Annotated in this window: 18 protein-coding genes; 8 read left to right on the top strand and 10 right to left on the bottom strand. The window is 62.3% G+C overall.

What is annotated here, in order from left to right:
- Nucleotides 1–9: 9 nt before the first annotated feature.
- Nucleotides 10–1,245 (bottom strand): ATP-binding protein, encoded by a 1,236-nt coding sequence (locus FNU79_RS13095; RefSeq protein ID WP_143721263.1) that lies wholly within the window; start codon nucleotides 1,243–1,245, stop codon nucleotides 10–12.
- Between the two features lie 130 nt (nucleotides 1,246–1,375).
- Between FNU79_RS13095 and FNU79_RS13100 the strand changes: the two genes are divergently transcribed.
- Entirely contained in the window at nucleotides 1,376–2,218 is an 843-nt protein-coding gene (locus FNU79_RS13100; protein WP_143721264.1) for a DegV family protein, read from the top strand.
- Nucleotides 2,219–2,236: 18 nt separating this feature from the next.
- Nucleotides 2,237–3,439: a serine hydrolase gene (locus FNU79_RS13105; RefSeq protein ID WP_143721265.1), complete on the top strand. Its 1,203-nt coding sequence runs from the start codon at nucleotides 2,237–2,239 to the stop codon at nucleotides 3,437–3,439.
- Between the two features lie 19 nt (nucleotides 3,440–3,458).
- On the opposite strand, the gene FNU79_RS13110 is transcribed toward FNU79_RS13105, so the two are convergent.
- From FNU79_RS13110 to FNU79_RS13140, 7 genes are all read right to left on the bottom strand, one after another.
- On the bottom strand, nucleotides 3,459–4,685 hold the full coding sequence (locus tag FNU79_RS13110) for an ABC transporter permease (RefSeq protein WP_143721266.1): 1,227 nt from the start codon (nucleotides 4,683–4,685) through the stop codon (nucleotides 3,459–3,461).
- Complete coding sequence (locus FNU79_RS13115) at nucleotides 4,678–5,433, bottom strand: ABC transporter ATP-binding protein (RefSeq protein WP_143721267.1); 756 nt, start codon at nucleotides 5,431–5,433, stop codon at nucleotides 4,678–4,680. Before FNU79_RS13115 ends, FNU79_RS13110 begins: the two co-directional genes overlap by 8 nt.
- On the bottom strand, nucleotides 5,433–5,633 hold the full coding sequence (locus FNU79_RS13120) for a helix-turn-helix transcriptional regulator (RefSeq protein ID WP_124872850.1): 201 nt from the start codon (nucleotides 5,631–5,633) through the stop codon (nucleotides 5,433–5,435). The genes FNU79_RS13115 and FNU79_RS13120 overlap by 1 nt, the downstream gene beginning before the upstream one ends.
- A 25-nt stretch (nucleotides 5,634–5,658) precedes the next feature.
- Nucleotides 5,659–6,066: a hypothetical protein gene (locus FNU79_RS13125; RefSeq protein ID WP_143721268.1), complete on the bottom strand. Its 408-nt coding sequence runs from the start codon at nucleotides 6,064–6,066 to the stop codon at nucleotides 5,659–5,661.
- Entirely contained in the window at nucleotides 6,050–6,499 is a 450-nt protein-coding gene (locus FNU79_RS13130) for a hypothetical protein (RefSeq protein ID WP_143721269.1), read from the bottom strand. Before FNU79_RS13130 ends, FNU79_RS13125 begins: the two co-directional genes overlap by 17 nt.
- A complete protein-coding gene (locus FNU79_RS13135) occupies nucleotides 6,496–6,930 on the bottom strand; it encodes a hypothetical protein (RefSeq protein WP_143721270.1) in 435 nt (144 codons plus the stop codon). Before FNU79_RS13135 ends, FNU79_RS13130 begins: the two co-directional genes overlap by 4 nt.
- A gap of 135 nt (nucleotides 6,931–7,065) precedes the next feature.
- Complete coding sequence (locus FNU79_RS13140) at nucleotides 7,066–7,896, bottom strand: PIG-L deacetylase family protein (RefSeq protein WP_143721271.1); 831 nt, start codon at nucleotides 7,894–7,896, stop codon at nucleotides 7,066–7,068.
- A gap of 168 nt (nucleotides 7,897–8,064) precedes the next feature.
- Between FNU79_RS13140 and bshA the strand changes: the two genes are divergently transcribed.
- Both bshA and FNU79_RS13150 read left to right on the top strand, forming a co-directional pair.
- Entirely contained in the window at nucleotides 8,065–9,189 is a 1,125-nt protein-coding gene (gene bshA / locus FNU79_RS13145; protein ID WP_143721285.1) for an N-acetyl-alpha-D-glucosaminyl L-malate synthase BshA, read from the top strand.
- A 206-nt stretch (nucleotides 9,190–9,395) separates the two neighbouring features.
- Nucleotides 9,396–11,504: a PEGA domain-containing protein gene (locus FNU79_RS13150; RefSeq protein WP_143721272.1), complete on the top strand. Its 2,109-nt coding sequence runs from the start codon at nucleotides 9,396–9,398 to the stop codon at nucleotides 11,502–11,504.
- A 75-nt stretch (nucleotides 11,505–11,579) separates the two neighbouring features.
- On the opposite strand, the gene glyA is transcribed toward FNU79_RS13150, so the two are convergent.
- Complete coding sequence (gene glyA, locus FNU79_RS13155; RefSeq protein ID WP_185974709.1) at nucleotides 11,580–12,812, bottom strand: serine hydroxymethyltransferase; 1,233 nt, start codon at nucleotides 12,810–12,812, stop codon at nucleotides 11,580–11,582.
- A 102-nt stretch (nucleotides 12,813–12,914) separates the two neighbouring features.
- Between glyA and FNU79_RS13160 the strand changes: the two genes are divergently transcribed.
- From FNU79_RS13160 to FNU79_RS13175, 4 genes are all read left to right on the top strand, one after another.
- Nucleotides 12,915–13,718: a VC0807 family protein gene (locus tag FNU79_RS13160; protein ID WP_143721274.1), complete on the top strand. Its 804-nt coding sequence runs from the start codon at nucleotides 12,915–12,917 to the stop codon at nucleotides 13,716–13,718.
- A 57-nt stretch (nucleotides 13,719–13,775) separates the two neighbouring features.
- A complete protein-coding gene (locus tag FNU79_RS13165; protein WP_143721275.1) occupies nucleotides 13,776–14,546 on the top strand; it encodes a polysaccharide deacetylase family protein in 771 nt (256 codons plus the stop codon).
- Nucleotides 14,547–14,610: 64 nt separating this feature from the next.
- A protein-coding gene (gene prfB / locus FNU79_RS13170; RefSeq protein WP_225430064.1) for a peptide chain release factor 2 occupies nucleotides 14,611–15,706 on the top strand; the annotation gives its coding sequence in 2 pieces (ribosomal slippage) (nucleotides 14,611–14,655 and nucleotides 14,657–15,706; 1,095 coding nt in all).
- Nucleotides 15,707–15,721: 15 nt separating this feature from the next.
- Nucleotides 15,722–16,138, top strand: coding sequence for a hypothetical protein (locus FNU79_RS13175; RefSeq protein ID WP_143721277.1), 417 nt, complete (start codon nucleotides 15,722–15,724; stop codon nucleotides 16,136–16,138).
- Between the two features lie 25 nt (nucleotides 16,139–16,163).
- Here the strand turns inward: FNU79_RS13175 and FNU79_RS13180 are convergent, their stop codons facing one another.
- Nucleotides 16,164–16,565 (bottom strand): lysozyme inhibitor LprI family protein, encoded by a 402-nt coding sequence (locus FNU79_RS13180; protein ID WP_143721278.1) that lies wholly within the window; start codon nucleotides 16,563–16,565, stop codon nucleotides 16,164–16,166.
- Nucleotides 16,566–16,676: the final 111 nt, after the last annotated feature.

Here is a 16,676-nt window from a genome sequence, read left to right on the forward strand (position 1 = left end):
GCTCAGGCTTCAGCGTCCGCCGGACTTGCCGCGCAGATAGCTCAGCAAGTCGTCGTATTCGCCGTCATCGTTGGCAAATTGGGCGGCGTTCTTGGCCGTTTCAAACCACGTCTTGGTGCTGGGCCGCACCTCACGCAGCGCCCGAATGAAGTCGGCCTGGCGAATGGGCCGCACGTTGCCGCTTTTGATGGCGTCCTCCATCGCCAGTTCGGTGGCAGAGGCAACCAGATGCGTCAAATCCGCGCCGGAAAAATCGGCTGTTTTGGCGGCGAGGGCGGGCAGATCGAGCGCTTCGGTGGGCCTTGAGCACGTCTCCAATTCCAGTAGGTGCCGCCGCGCTTCCAAGTCCGGCGGCAACACCAGCAGGGTGCGGTCAAAGCGGCCCGGACGCCTCAGCGCGGGGTCGACGTCCCAGGGGCTGTTGGTGGCGGCCAAGACAAACACGCCCTCGTTGCTGGCCTTGGCACCGTCGAGCTCCGAGAGGAGTTGGCCCACCACGTTGGCCGCGCTGTGGCGCATTTGGCTTCGGCGGCGGCCCAGCGCGTCCACTTCATCCAAAAACAGCACGCAGGGCGCTCGGCGGCGGGCCAGTGCGAACACCTCACTGAGGTTGCGCTCGCTCTGTCCCATGTACATGTCCAGCACATCCGACAGACCGACGTTGATGAATTTGGCGCTGAGTTCACCGGCCACCGCGCGGGCGATAAAGGTCTTGCCGCAGCCGGGCGGGCCGTAGAGCAGCAGCCCGCCGCGCAGGGCCGAGCCGTACATTTTGAGGAGTTCCGGGTTTTTGAGCGGAGCCAGCAGCGAGAGTTCCAAGCGCCGCTTGACATCTTCCATTCCCGCCACGTCCGCTAAAGTCACGCGGGGTGTTTGCAAGTCCCAGCGCTGATCGCTGGTCTCTTCGTCTGGCTCCCGCTCCACCAATTCGGCGTGATCCGTGACGGCCAGCACGGGCTTGGGTAAAGGGGCCGCGCCCTGAATCACGCCCGTCAGCGCGTCGTGGAGGCGGTGATAGCGGGCGGCAGTGTCGGTCTGGCCCATTTCGTCGGCGGCCCACGCCGCGAGCTTGAGCGCTCTGACATTGTCCGGCTCGCTGTTCAGCGCCGCTTTGGCCTGCTCCAGCGCGGCGGCCGCCTGACCGGCTTGCAGCAGCAGATCGCTCAGATGCAGCTTCAGCTCAGTGTTGTTAGGGTCTTGCTCGGCGGCCAATTGAAGGGCGCTCAGCACACTCTGGTGAACCATAGATACCTCGTTGCGGCGTCGGTTTCGCCCTGCTTGGTTTGAAGGCTCAGTTTAGCTTGCCGGGCCGACAAAGTGCCGACCCAAATCAGCGCCCGCGCCACTTCCCCCTGACTTCCGCTAAAGTGGAAGGATGATTGCCATTGTGACCGACTCGACGAGTGACCTCTCGCCGGAGTTAATCAAGCGCCACCACATCACCAGCGTGCCGCTCTACGTGCTGTTCGGCGGTGAAATGCACCGCGACGGCATTGACATCCAGCTCGGCCAACTCTTTAAAGGAGTCAAGGAAGGCCAAAAAATTCCTTCCACCAGCCAGCCCAGCCCCGCCGAGTTTGCTGCCGTATACACCGAAGCGCTGGGGGCGGCGGACGAGGTGCTGAGCCTGCACATCAGCGGTCTGCTCTCCGGCACGGCTGGCAGCGCCCGGCTGGCCGCTCAGGATTTTGGCGGCAAAGTCACGGTGCTCGATACCAACACCACCAGCATGGCGCTGGGCATGATGGCGATCCGCGCCGCTGAGATGGCCGGAGCGGGCAAGAGCATGGCCGAGATCGTGGCCGAACTCGAAAAGGTCAAGGCCAAGGGCTACGTGGTCTTTACCGTCGAAACGCTGGACTTTTTGCGCCGCAACGGGCGAATCGGCGGCGCACAGGCGCTGCTCGGCGGGCTGCTCAACATCAAGCCGATTTTGGCGGTCAAGGGTGGACGGGTCGAGTCTTCGGGGCGCGAACGCGGTCAGAAAAAAGCCACCGCCAACTTGGTAGGTCAGGCCCGTGACTACATCGCCAAATTTGGTCCTTCGCGCTTTGCCTTCATGATGACGCCGGGCGGCGACGCCAACGTAGCGGAGCTGCGCTCGGGACTGGCCGGAGCGGACTACGAAGATGTCGGCACCTTCGATTTCGGCGCGGTGGTCGGCACCCACCTCGGGCCGGGCAGCTACGGCATCGTGATGGAACCCCTCAACCCTTAAGCCGGGTAGAAAGCACCTATGGCGCTCAAATTGGGCCGTTTTCTGCTGTTGGCGGGCGCACTCGGGGGCGGTTACGCGGCGGTGCGCTGGAATGGAGCCCAGTCTGCTGCGCCTGCGCCCCTCGCGGTGAAGTTCATTCCAGCGCCGCTTCCCACCGCGCTGGAGCCTCCGCCCGTTTCTGAGGTCTCACCTCCCCAAACGCCCGCTGACGGCTGCGTTTCGCCGCTGCCCAGCTTGCCCGCGCCCAAGCCGCCCGCTGGACTGAACGGGCAACTGGGGCTGTATGCGGCGGTGATCGACCCCCAGACTTTGCAGCCGCTCAGGGCCGTCTCTTATTCGCCCAACGCCGAATTTCCGCTGGCGAGTACCTACAAGCAGGCGGTGTTGTGGGCGCTGCTGCGGCAAGTCGATGCCGGAACGTTTGACCTGAATCAGAAGTTCAGCGTCAATAGGCAAACCCAGAGTCTCGGCGCGTATCCCTACGACGGCAGCACCGCCAGGGCGCTGGCCGAGCGGATGATTCAGTTTTCCGACAACACCGCCACCGATCTGCTTCACCGCAAAGTGGGTCTGCAAAACGTGCAGAACGTGGCCGACGACTTGAGGTTGTGCCGCACCCGCCTCATTTTGCCCACCAAGGACTGGTGGACGGCGCAGGCGGGGTTGTCGCCCACCTTTGCCGGAACCAAGTCGTGGGCCAAGGCAACCGGCGAAAAGCGGGCGCAACTGGCGGAGCGGATAGACCAAGACGCCCAAAAACAGCGCCCCGATTATTTGCAGCGCAAATTAGACGAGTATTTTGACCAGCGCTACGACGCTGCCGATGATCTGAGCGTGCACAACTTTAGCACCCCTTACGAACTCTCAACGCTGGTGGCCAATGAGTTCTTGCGCTCTGGCCTCAGTCCGAAGTCTCAGGAGATTCAGCGCAAGTTGATGGCGCTGGGCTGCTGCAAGTCGGGCTTGCTGCCGATTCCGGTAGACACTTGGGGCGGAAAAGGTGGCAACGGCTGGAAAATCCTGACCTTCAGCGGTTATTTCAAAACCAAGGGCGGTGAGCATGTGGTCTACGCTTTCATGCTGCACGGCTCGGAGCAGACCTACACCATGCCGCTGACCCGCAGCGCCTTCAAGTGGATTCGCTCGGCGCTGGGCGAAATTCTGGTGGCAGGCGACGGGGGCAAGACGCTGGACGCGCCTGCCCCCCCGCCAAATCCGTAGGTTACTTCTTACCCCTAAACTACTTCTTAAAGGCCACGCCTTCGCGCCCAAACAAGCGAGTCGCCAGCAAGGTCAGCGCTCCCGCCGCCAGTACGTTACCGCCCAAGCTGAGCAGCAGGTGGGGGCCGCTGAGAGCGCCCTTGACCGTGTCTAGGATGACCAACATGCTGCCGATCAGCGGCGCGGCGTAAAGGCCCGCTCCGGTTTTGAGAAAGTCGGCGTACTGAAGCATCACGGCGGGCAAGATAATCAAGATGGTCAGCGGCGCGATGTAGGTCTGGGCTTCTTTAACCGAGCGGGCAAACAGCGACAGCGTCAGCAGCGCGGCGCTGAGCAGCAGGGCCACCGAGGCGGCGGCCAGCAGCACCGCGCCGAACCCGGCGGGGCCGAGCGCCAGCGAGCCGCCGAAAGCCTGCTGAATGGCGCTTTGCGAAGCGCTTTGCCCGGCGGGCGTGAGCAGCAGCGCCAGCGGAGCGCTGAGCGATAAACCGATCACGCTGAAGGCGGCGGCCAGCAGCCCGGTCAGGGTGGTGGCCACCAGCTTGCCCATCAGCACCGTGCTGCGCGGCGCGGGCGTGGCCAGCAGCGCTTCCAGGGTGCCGCGCTCGCGCTCTCCGGCGGTGGAGTCGGTGGCGGCGGCGGTGGCTCCGGCCAAGATGAACTGCAACATAAAAAACGGAATGATAAAGGCCAGTTGCCCGCTGCTGGCTTCCACCGCGTTGCTGGCGTTCACGGTGCTGAGCGCAATCGGCGTCAGCAGCGCCGGACTGAGCTTGAGTTCAGCCAGCTTTTTGCTCACCAGGTCTTTGTTGTAGGTCTGAACCACCGACCGGACTTTGCTGGCCGCGCCGCTCTCGGCTTTGAGGTTGCCGACTTTGTAAAAGAGTTGCAGGGTGCCGCTCTTGCCCGCCTCGCTGGGCAGAGGGGTGGTGGCCCTCAGCGCCGCGTCCACATCTCCCTTTTGCACGGCGGCGGTGGGGTCGGTCACGCTGACGAGCCGCACGCCTTTTTCAGTTTTGCTGTCGAGGGTCAGTTGGTTTCTCAGGGCGTCCGGCAACTTGCCCACCACCCCCACCGTTTGCCGCGTCTGGGCTTGGCCGCCCAGCAAGGTGCTGAGCAGCAGCGGCAGGCCCACCGTGAACAGCGGAATCAGCAGCAGCGGAATCAGGATGCTGCTGGTCAGGGTGCGCCTGTCTCTCAGGGTGGTGAGCAGTTCCTGCTTGGCGACTGTCCAGACGCTAGCCACGGAGCACCGCCTTACCGCGCTGGTTTTGTTTTTGTTCAGACAAGAGCTTGAAAAAAGCCCGTTCCAGATTGCTCTCGCCCGAATCCGCGACCAGCTCCGGTACTGTGCCGACTTTCAGCACTTCGCCGCCCGCGATGACGGCCACGCGGTCACACAGTTCCTCGACCTCGCTCATGACGTGGGTCGAGTAGACGATCAAGCGCTCACGGGTTTTGAGGGCCAGTACCAAGTCGAGCAGGATGCGGCGGGCCAGCACGTCCAGGCCGCTGGCAGCTTCGTCTAGCAGCAGCACAGGTGGGTCATGAATCAGGGCGCGGGCCACCACGATTTTTTGTTTCATGCCCGTCGAAAAGCCGCCGGCCCGGATGTCGAGAAGGTCGTGCAAGTCCAGTTGTTGGCTGAGCGTTTCGATGCGCCCGTCGGTTGCGGCGCGGGTCATGCCGTACAGCGAGGCAAAGTAACGCAGCGTCTCGCGCCCGGTCAGGCGGTCATGCAGGCCCATGCCGCCGTTGACCAGCCCGATGCTGGCCCGCACTTGCTGAGCCTGGCGCACGATGTCGTACCCGTTCACGCTGGCGGTGCCGGACGTGGGCGAGAGCAGCGTGGCCAGCGTTCTGAGCAAAGTGGTTTTGCCTGCGCCGTTGGCTCCGAGTAGGCCGAAGACCTCGCCGCTGCCGGCTTCCAGCGTGATGTTTTTAAGGGCCTGAAAGTCGCCGTACGCTTTACCGAGATTTTGAATCTTGAGCATCAGTTGTTTCCCTCGTCGCTGAAAATGTCTTCGATTTTGATGCTGAACAGCCGCGCCAATTTGAAGGCGAGCGGCAAACTCGGATCGTATTTGCCGGTTTCTAGGGCGTTGACCGTTTGCCTGGACACGTCCAGCTTGTCGGCCAAGTCGGCCTGGGTCAGGTTGTGTTCGGCCCTAAGGACTTTGATGCGGTTTTTCATGTGGGGCCAGACCAGTGCAGGCGAGTCATTCATACGCCCCCTTGCTGGAGCTGAGCGTGTTGAAGGTAGCGGAGAAGGCCAGTGACCAGGCCGCAGACAGCCAAAACAAGCTGAGCCAGTTGATATCGAGGCGGCCCAGCAAGCTGAGGGCCAGCAGCAGCAGGCCGCCGGAGGAGACAACCAATCCCGCAATGGCGTGCGCCTTGAGCAGGTTCAGGCGGCTGTACTCGTCGCTTACCCGGTACTGATACGCGGCCAGAAAGAGTTGCAGTGGCAAGAGCAAAAGTGCGTAGCTGCCGCCGACCTGAGCCAGACTCAGCGGTGTGGCTAAGTAGACGGCGATGAAAGGGAACGACAGCACAGTGGGCAAAATGACTTCCAACCACTGATAACGCTGAATTCTGGTGGCGCGGGTTTCATGAGTTTTCAGCATGTCTGTCCCCTTTGAGGCGGCGCTCCGAAGTTCCACGGTTCAAGATCCAATTGGTGAGTGCCATAGCCAGTAGCCCCAGCATGAGCACACCGTAAGCAGCCATGAACGACAGACTGGGCGGCACTGAAACTGACCGCTCTGCATTGAAGATCGTCCAGCCGATAAGAGCTGACAGCCCTGTCGATGTGACCATCCCAGCCACCATCCAGCTCTTCATGAATTTGAGTTTGCCGAGTTCGTCTAGCGCCCGGTATTGCCTGATCCAGATCCAGAACCCAGACATGGTAGCGGCGGCGGCGACACTCCAGTACACCCAGGCGTCTAGAGGTCGCTGCCAGTAGCCGACGAAGAAGAGCGCCACGAAGACAATCATATAAATAAGTTCCAGTGTGCGGCTGGCTGTCCAAGCCCGCTCACGGCGTGTGGCCCTCATTTCCCCCCCTTCGCCAGCACCGCGCCGCGCACCACTGCCGCCGTATACATCACCATGCCGAACACGTACACCGCCCACAGCGGAACAACCACGTTGGCGTAGCTGGCCACCGCGAACGCCACCATCGTGGCGACCATGCTCAGGAGGAAGGCGAAGGCGCAGGCCCGCTCCTGCTGACGCTGGGCGAACTCGTCCATCTGGCGGTAGGTGCGCCAGAGCATGTAACCCATGCCCACCGGCAGGGCGGCGAGCAGGCCCAGCGACATCCCTTTAAAAAAGCTGTGAGCATGGCCCTCGGTGCGGGACTGGAGCAGCGCCACGACGATGGCAATTACCGTGAGAGCTACGGCGGCACCCACCATCCCCCACATGCTTTGCCAGACGCGGCGCTCACGCCTGGTGGTTTTGGGCTTGTCTTGTCTCGTCATCATGTCATTCTCCCTTGTCTTTAGGTAAAGTAGACTTGACTTAAGGTAGGCCAGAAGAGACTAAAAGTCAAGCACAGTTGACATAGCACAACAAAAAAAGCCCCAGCACGGAGCCGGGGCGCAGGCGAAAGGGCTGCTTCAGTCGTCCAAAGCCTCGAACCCCGCCAGCCCGTCAAACAAGCCCCGCATCGGGAAGGCGGGAAGGCCGGTGCGGGTGCCGCCAATCGAAAAGCCCTCGGTGCTGAGCATCCGCTTTTCCATCTCGTCACGTTCTTCTTGCGACATCTGCCCCATGCGGCTGTTGGGGCCAGTCTGCGAGCCGTGCGCGATGAGCGCCGCCTTCTTGCGCTCAGCCTGAGCCGATACGTCCATTTTCACGGCGATGGTGTTGTCAGCCACGCCGTAAATATTGGGATCTAAATCCTGACCCATTCGCGCCAGCCCCTGCGCGGCTTCTACGCTCAGCGCACTGAAATACAGCCGCATCAGGCCGCCGCCGCCGAGGTTGCCGCTGCTAAAAAAGGCGGCGGCGGCGGCGCGGTGAATAATCAGGTGGTCGATGTGGCCGTAACCGCCGTGCGGGTCGAAGGTAATCAGGATGTCGGGCTTGGTTGACGCAATCAAATCACGGATTTTGAGTTCGGCGGCAAATGGATTGACGTTCATCAGCGCCAGTGGGTCGTCGTAGCGGGTGCGCTCATAGCGGCCCGAGTCGTGGTAATCCAAAAACACCGGATCGGGAATGCCCAGCTCGGCGGTGGCCCGCTTGAGTTCGTCTTCGCGGTGCTGGCCGAGGTCGGTGATGGTCATGTTGGGGTCGCTGACCTTACCGGCTTCGCCGCGTGTGGCGCAGGCCAGCACCACCTTGACACCCCTTTGGGCGTAGTGGGCCAGGGTGCCGCCTACACTGAAGGCTTCGTCATCGGGGTGGGCAAATACGGCCAAAATGGTGGGCTGCTGCGTCGTCATGAAGCCGATTCTAGCTGGCCTGAGGGCGCTCGTTTGCGGTCAAAGCCGCTGCCTGCCCCTCTGTGCCCTGACATTCGCCGCGTATAATCCGCATTCATGTCCGCTCCCTTGCCCAAATTGCCCTTCGCTACTTCGCTCAGTCAGCGCTTTAATCTCGAAGAACCTGAAATGAAAATTGCCGTGCTGTGCCATTCGGGCGCGGGCGGCTCCGGCGTGGTCGCCACCGAGCTGGGCTTAGAAGTGGCGCGGGCGGGCAACGAAGTGCACTTTGTCGGCAACGCCGTGCCGTTCCGGTTGCAGGGCAGCAGCGGCGCGAACGGGCCGTACTTTCATCAGGCCAGCGCGTTTGCCTACGCCCTGTTTGACCAGCCCTTTCCCGAACTCGCCGCCGCCAACGCACTGACCGAAGTGATTCAGGAACACGGCGTACAGCTCACCCACGCCCACTACGCCATCCCGCACGCCAGCTCGGCGCTGCACGCCCGCAGCATTACTGGCAAAACCAAAGTGATCACCACCCTGCACGGCACCGACGTGACTTTAGTGGGCGCAGAACCGGCTTTTCGCCACACCACCCGCCACGCCATCCAGCAGTCCGACGCGGTCACGGCGGTCTCGCAGTTTCTGGCCGACCTGACGCTGGAAACGCTGAATGTAGACGTGCCGATTGAAGTGATCTACAACTTCGTAGACACCCAGCGCTTCGTTCGGGTCACCGACCCCGCCATTCGCGCCCGCTTTGCTCACCCCGACGAAGCCCTGCTGCTGCATGTCTCCAACTTCCGTCCAGTCAAGCGGGTCGAAGACGTAGTGGAAGTGTTTGCGCGGGTCGCTTCCGAAATTCCGGCGCGGCTGCTGATGGTCGGAGACGGCCCTGAGCGCAGCCGCGCCTTCGAACTCGCCCAACAGCTCGGGGTGATTGGCCGCGTTCACTTCCTCGGCTCATTTCCCGACGTGCAAACCATAATGGGCATTGCCGACCTCTTTTTGCTGCCTTCCAACAAAGAGAGTTTCGGTTTGGCAGCGCTGGAGGCCATGAGCTGCGAAGTGCCGGTGGTGGCCGCTCGCGCCGGGGGCATTCCCGAAGTGGTGGAAGACGGCGTGACGGGCCGCTTGGCCGAGGTGGGCGACGTGGACGGCATGGCGCACGCCGCGCTGGACATCCTCAAAAACCGCGATACTTACTTGCGGATGGGGCAGGCGGGCCGCCGCGCCGCTGTGGAAAAGTTCCATCCGAGTTTGATCGTGCCGCAGTATCTGGCGGCGTACCGGCGGGTGTTGGGCAAGGCTTAAAGCGCTGTCAGTAAGGGGCGAGATTATCTTGCTCTGAAGATGAATAAGCCGAGGAACACGGCATCCAGAACCGCCAGCCCCTGCGCGGCAGTGTTGATCCGGAACAGGGAACAGAGCGCTGAGCAAGTCTTGGTGCTTTTTCCAGACCTTACGGCTCCCAGCTGCTTCCCGTGAATCCTTTATGGGAATTCAGTATACTTTTACACATGAAGACCGTCGGGCCATTCGTGGCCGCTCGCCCGCTCGATAGCCGCGCCAGTGGCAGCCCAGCGCGGCCTGTGGTGACGCTCCACGCGCTTGACCGCCTCACGGGGATGCCCGCACTGGTCTACTTGCTGCCGCAGTTTTTGGAGCCGCTCCAGTTGCCCAACAGCCCTTCGCTGCTGCCTTACTTGGAAGCCGGACAGCAGGGCCAGCAAGCTTACCTCGCCTGCGAGTTGCCGCCGCACGCCGGGCTGGCCAGCGACCCGCTGCAAACCGCGCTCGGCGGCCTCAGGGCGCTCAATGCCCTGCACGAAGCGGGCCTGATCCACGGCGGCGTGGAGCCGTATCAGCTTTGGGAGTGGGACGGCGTGGTGCGGCTGGCCGGCGCGGGCTTGCCCTGGGGCGAGGCGGCAGGCGCACTGGCTGCGCCGGAAGGCGGCAGCAGTCCCGCCGCCGACCTCTATGCGCTGGGCGTGACCTTGCTGCGTATGGGCCCGCTGCCGGTGGGCCTGAGCGACTTGCTCAGCCCGTATCCGGCTCAGCGCCCCAGCGCCCGCGACGCGCTGGCCCGTATGAACGCTGGGCCGCCGCTGCCCAGCGAACCGGGCCCGCTGATGGTACAAGCGCCCCTGCACCCGCGCACAGAGCCGGTCATATCTGAGCCGGTTATTCTGCCGCTGATCGCTGATCCGGATGAGCCAGTGGGCGCTCGAAACGCCGCCGTCCACAACCACAGCGTCCCCATTTTGGGTTGGGATGAAGTGGACATCCCTGAATCATCCCTGAGCACGCTGGGCGCGGCTGAACCGGCACCGCCAGCACAGGAGCAGCTGCTTTCTCAAACGACGCGGGAAGCTGGTGAATCTGAACTGCTCGATTTTCTGGCGGCCTTTCCCACTGGCGAAGAAGCGGCGCATTTACTGGTGGCCGGGGCAAGTCCGGTTCAAGGTGCTGACCTTCCAGCTGCCGATTCGGTGGTGGCGGCCTCGCTGCCGCTGGCCGATGAAGCGCTTGCCAGAGCGCTAGATGAAGCCGTGCCAGATAAAGCACCGATTGAAAGCGTCGTCGGCACTGGAACGGATGCAGAGCCAGCTTCGCCAGAACAATCCCCTGAACCGCCGCACGGCTTAGGCGATTCGGCGGCGGTGCTCGAAAGTGCTGAAACGATGTTCTTGGCGTGGCCGAGCCAGCCGGAAGATGCGTCGCGCCCCACTGAGCCGCTCGGCCACGAGTCCGCGCCCGACGAGCCCATGCCCACCACGCTGCAGACACCTGAGCCAGCTTCGGAACCCTACGACTCGGCAGCGGGCCAAACCATCATCCTGGCCGCTGAGCCGCCGCCTTTGAACGTGCCGAGTTCAAGCGCCGAGCCGTCACCTGCCGCCGAGCTTGCAGCTTCCACCTCGATTCAGCTCGCCGCCGAGCAACCTACTGACCCTCAACCCGACCTCGGTCAACCCGACTCTATTGAGCCTAGTCGCGTGCCCATTTCTGAATCCACTCAGTCAGATGAAAACCGCTCCAGCGACTTGCCCGCGCCCACCGCTGTTTCGCCCCGGCAACTCAGGCCCGTCAAGATTGGCTGGAGTCAGGACGGTTCGTGGCAAGTCAAGAAAGGCGCTCGGGAGGGTGGAAATCAGCTCGCGGGCGCAGGCGGCGTGGTCGGCAGTACCGTTGCGCCTGCGTCCGATGCCAGTGACAGCTTGCCGCCGTTCGTGCGCCAAACCTCGGCTGCGCCTGCGGCGTCCGGCAGATTCAACCCGCTGTGGCTGCTGCTGTTGGTGATGGCTCTTGTGCTGGTGGTGGTGCTGGCCCGCACCGCTTTCCGGTCGAGCAGCGCTGCCCTGAGCGCTTCGGCGTGCTGCACCGTTTCGGCCCGCGTGGTGGGCAGTAGCGGCCAGAGCCTCAGCGCTCCGGTGCGCGTCAGCGTCAGCAGCGCCCCGGTGGGAAGCCGCCTGAGCGCCGGAACCCTCGTCGGTCAGGCCCCCGGCCCACTGGCGCTGGACGTTCCGGGGGCTTACGCGCTTAAGGTTGAAGGTGACGGGTACGCCGCCCAAACCGTGAATGTCACGGTGCCGGCCACGCAGCCGCTGACCATTACTTTGCAGTAAAACTGGCACAAGCAAACAAACGGGGCCGCACCCATCCGAAGGTGCGGCCCCGTTCTGTGTCAGCAATCTAGCTGCTTACGGCAGGTCGAATCCGCCCATCCAGTCATGCACTTCAGCCTTGACATTTTCGCCTCTCAGCGCCCGGTCAATCAAGTTGGCGATCTTGGGCATGTCGCTTTCGAGCATGCCGCGTGTGGTCACAGCCGGCGTGCCGATGCGGATGCCGCCGCCGTGCAAAATCTTTTCGGTGTCAAACGGCAAAGTGGATTTGGAAATGGTGATGTGAACGGCGTCCAGCGCTTTGGTGGCTTTGGTGCCGTTGAGGCTCTGCGGGCGCAAATCTAAGACAAACAAGTGGTTGTCGGTGCCGCCCGACACCACCCGGTAGCCAAGAGCTTGAAACTCGGAAGCCAGCGCCTGAGCATTTTTAATGACCTGAGCGCTGTAGGTTTTGAATTCCGGCGTCAGCGCTTCGCCAAACGCGATGGCCTTGCCCGCGATCACGTGTTCCAGCGGCCCGCCCTGATGGCCCGGAAAGATAGCGCGGTCGAGCTTGGCGGCAATCTCCAGATCGCTGCTGAGCAGCAGGCCCGAGCGCGGCCCGCGCAGGGTCTTGTGGGTGGTGGTGGCGACCACGTGGGCGTGGGGCAGGGGGCTGGGATGCACGCCCGCCGCCACCAGTCCGGCGATGTGGGCAATATCGGCAAACAAAATCGCGCCCACTTCGTCGGCAATGGCTCTGAACGCCGCGAAGTCGATGATCCGGCTGTAGGCGCTGGCACCCGCGATGATCATTTTGGGTTTGTGTTCGTGGGCGAGGCGGCGCACCTGCTCCATGTCGATTCGCTCGCTGTCCTTGTCCACCTGATAGCCGACGATCTGGTAGCGCATGCCCGAAAAGTTGACGGGGGAACCGTGCGTCAGGTGTCCGCCGTGCGCCAGATCCATGCCCAGCACCGTGTCGCCCTGACTCAGCAGTGCGCCGTAGACCGCGATATTGGCGCTGCTGCCCGAATGCGGCTGCACATTGGCCCACTCGGCCCCAAACAGCGCTTTGGCCCGTTCGATGGCCAGCGTTTCTACTTTGTCCACCACTTCGCAGCCGCCGTACCAGCGCTTGCCCGGATAGCCCTCGGCGTATTTGTTGGTGAGAATGCTGCCCACCGCTTCGCGCACGGCGGCGCTGGTAAAGTTCTCGGAGGCGATCAGTTCCAGGCCGTAGCGCTGGCGCTGGGCTTCTTCCTGAATCAGATCAAAAACGGCGGTGTCGCGCTGTCCGGCGGCGGGTCGGGCGAGGGTATCAGTCATGCTCTGAAGCGTAACACAGCCCGCCCAGCGGCGGTAAGGGACATCGGCGCTTGGCATCGGCGTGCCGGTTGAAATGGGGGCAGCCTCCTTTACACTGAGGCCGTGTTGAAGTCGGTCAAACGATCAGTCGGCGGCAGGCGCGTAGCGTGGAGCCGCCTGTTTCGCCTCGCGCTGGACGTGCTGTTCACTTTCGCGTTGCCGTACGCCCTGCTCAATCCCGCTCCCTTCGGCTTGCCGGACTTGTCGCGTTCGCTGGGCAATTACGGCGTCTACGTGCTGGCCGGCGTGCTGCCGACTTTGTACATCGTCCTGGACACCATGCACCGCCGAGTGCTCAACCCCTTCGGCTTGTTTTTGCTGGCTGGAGCGCTCAGCGGCGCGGCAGTCAGTTTTCTCAAGTTAGACGGAGTGGCGTTTGCCCTCAAAGACGCCATGCATTCGGCGCTGCTGATGCTGGCCTGCGGGGTATCGCTGCTGCTCAGGCGGCCCCTCTTCGAGTTTTTGTTTTACGGCCTCGTCTCGCCGGAAACGCCCAAGCGCAAACAGCAACTGGGCGCAGCGCTCTCGCAGCCGCAAGTGCGCCGCGCACTGGGCTGGGCGACGGCGCTGGTGGCCCTTAAGGCGGTGATGCTGGGCACCGTCAGCTATCTGGTGGCCCTCTGGTTGGTTACGCTGCCGTTTGGGGTGGCGGGCTTCAACGCTCAGGTGGCCCGCGCCCACGCCCTCACTTTTCCGGCGGCCATTGGGCTAGATATCCTGTTTTACGGCGCGGCGGGCTGGCTGACCTTGCGGGCCACCCGCCGCTTGACCGGGGGCCGCGCTTGGCCCTGGCAGGAGGGCTTCTGGCACGATCTAGAGCGCTCGACCCAACTGGAGCGGCAAGGCGCTGAGCTGTCTGAACGCTGAGCTGTCGGGCATGCTGGATTCCACCGCGCCCTGATCTGCTTTATTTACCATCTGGTCATGACCCGCGCCGCGCTCCTTGCCTTGCTGCTGCTTTCTTCGGCCCAAGCTGCTGCTCTTATTCATCTGCGTCCCTCGCTCAACGCTGCGGGCATCATCACGCATGGGCCGCGCACCCTCAAAGCCGGTCAACCCAAACAAGTGGCGCTGACCTTTGACGCCGACATGACCCTCGGCATGGAGAGCGAACTCAGAAGCGGCAAAGTGAGGAGCTTCGACAATGAAGCGGTGGTGCAGGCACTGGAAGCCGCCAACGTTCCCGCCACCTTTTTTCTGACTGGCATGTGGGCGCAGGTATATCCGGCCTCAGCGCTGGCGCTGGCCAAGCATCCCAGTTTTGAAATTGAAGACCACAGCTATGATCATCCAGGTTTTTCGCAACCGTGCTACGGGCTGGCCAGCATTGCCGACGCCCAAAAGAGCGCCGACATCGGGCGTTCTCAGCGGGCCATCCAAACCGCCACTGGCACCAAGCCTCAGTATTTCCGCTTTCCGGGCGGCTGCGCCAGCGAAAGTGATGTGCAGAAGGTGGAGGCGGCAGGTCTGACCGTGGTGCACTGGGACGTGATCGGCGGCGACGCCAACCAGAAGAGTCCTGCGGTGATCGTCAGCGACGTGCTGAGCCGCGTCAAGAGCGGCAGCATCGTGGTGCTTCACGTCAGCGGCGGCCACGCGCCCGAAACTGGCGTGGCGCTTCCGGCCATCATCAAGGGTCTGAGAGCTGAGGGATATCAGTTGGTGACGCTCAAGACGCTGCTGGGCCAACCTTAGCGGCTATACTCTGCTTCTGCTTGCTGATCTGCCCATCAGGGCGGCGGCAAAAGGGAGAGATGCCATGCAAGAGTTACTTGAAAAATTGGCTGCGCTCCGGGAGTATCTTTGACGTTCCCGGCAAAACGCGCCGCCTCAGCGAACTTGACCGCGACCTGAGCAACCCCGACCTCTGGAACAATCCTGAACGGGCCAGAAACGTCAACCAAGAAGCGGGCGGCCTGCGCAAAATCGTAGACGCCTACACCCGCCTGCAATCCGACGCCACCGGCCTCAGCGAAATGCTGGAGATGGCCGACGCCGAGGAAGTCGAGCTTCTGGCTGACGAGCAAACCCGCCTCCAGCGCGAAGTGGACGAGCTGTACCGTGAGACGCTGTTTATCATGAAGCACTCCGACGCCGCCGCCATCGTGCGGGTCAAGAGCGGCGCGGGCGGCACCGAGTCGCAAGACTGGGCCGGCATGCTCGAACGGATGTTTATGCGCTGGGCCGAGCGGCGCGGCTACAAAGTCGAACTCTTGGATCAGCAAGACGGCGATCAAGCTGGAATTACTTCTGCCGAGTTCATCATCCGGGGCGAAAAGGCCTTCGGGATGATGGCCCCCGAAAACGGCGTTCACCGGCTGGTGCGCGTCTCGCCGTTCGATTCCAACAACCGCCGCCACACCTCGTTTGCCAGCGTGGACGTGGTGCCGGAAGTGCCGGTCGAAGAAATCAACATTCATATTCCCGATTCGGACTTGCGCCGCGACGTATTCCGTTCGCAGGGCGCGGGCGGGCAGGGCGTCAACACCACCGACTCCGCCGTCAGATTGACCCACCTTCCGACGGGCATCGCAGTGGCTTCGCAGGTGACGCGCTCGCAGATCAAAAACCACGAAATTGCCCTGCAAATCCTCAAGCAGCGCCTTTACGACGTTGAAATGCGCAAGCGCGAAGACGAAGAAGCCCAAGCACGCGGCGAGCAAAAGAAGATCGAATGGGGTTCGCAGATTCGCAGCTACGTTCTCGACAAGCAGTACGTCAAAGACCACCGTACCTCCGTGATGCGTCACGACTCCGGCGCGATTCTCGACGGCGACCTGGACGAGTTCATGTGGGCAGGCCTCGAATGGCTGGCTGGCAAGCGGGCGGCTGAGGAGTTAGAGGTAGAAGAGTAAAGTTAAGGCAAGTAAATGACTGACTTTGACGCCTTGCAACGTGCCATCGGGGCGTCCTTAAGCTCACGGCAAGCCGAGGCGCGGGCCTGTGAAGCGTGTTTAACGGCGCTTTATCAGGCGCTGCGCCATGCCAATGGGCCGGGCTTGCCGCTCAACAATGTGATGATGGAACCCGCCTCCGATCTTTTTCGGAGCATTAAACCTGCGCCGCTGGGCAGTTGGCACGCGGCGTGGTTTCGGCTGGGCCTGTGCGAACTGCGGGTGCAGGTGCGGCGCGAAGGCAGCGACTTTGTGGGCGAGTACGGGCCTTCCGGTCACTTCCGAATCCATCTGCTGAGCGAAATGGAGATGCTGGGGCTGGGGCGAGAAGTGCTGAGCCAGCTTATCCGCTTGTATGACGCCGACGCGCAGCTCAGCCGCTTGAAGAATTAGCGGCGTTTGGGTGAATGAACCCAGCTTAACGCGAAAATTCGTCGTAAAAGCCCCGCAAAACTTCCACCCTTTGTTTGGCCGCAGTGTCTATACAGTTGGTAACGCTGACATCGGCCAAACTTCCCCCTTTGTAAAACGTCTTATAGAGCTTGCAGTCGGCCGTTCTCGTTCTGATCCATAAATTCTCGGCAGCTTGCAGATTTTTGAGCATGTCCGTGGCTTTTTTGTCTTTCAGGACGGCCACGAGTTGTTGGTATTCCGCGTTGAGCGCCTTTTCAGATTGTTTGAGATTCTGATCGGCGCACTTCTGCATGTCGCTGGTCGTTTGCGACTTGCACACGTCAGTCTGAGCAAAAGCAGGCAAGCCAAGCAATAAAGTTGCGCTCAAGGCCAATGGAGAAATTAAAGATTGGGGAGTGAGTTTCATAGCTGCTCCTTACCTCGACTTTGGCCATTGGATACTGTCAGGCGGCGTAGCAAAGTGCGTCTGCGAGGCGCTCAATAAAGTCCAGTGGGACTTGAATCATTTCACGTCCTG

The sequence above is a fragment of the Deinococcus detaillensis genome, assembly GCF_007280555.1.
GTDB lineage: Bacteria > Deinococcota > Deinococci > Deinococcales > Deinococcaceae > Deinococcus > Deinococcus detaillensis.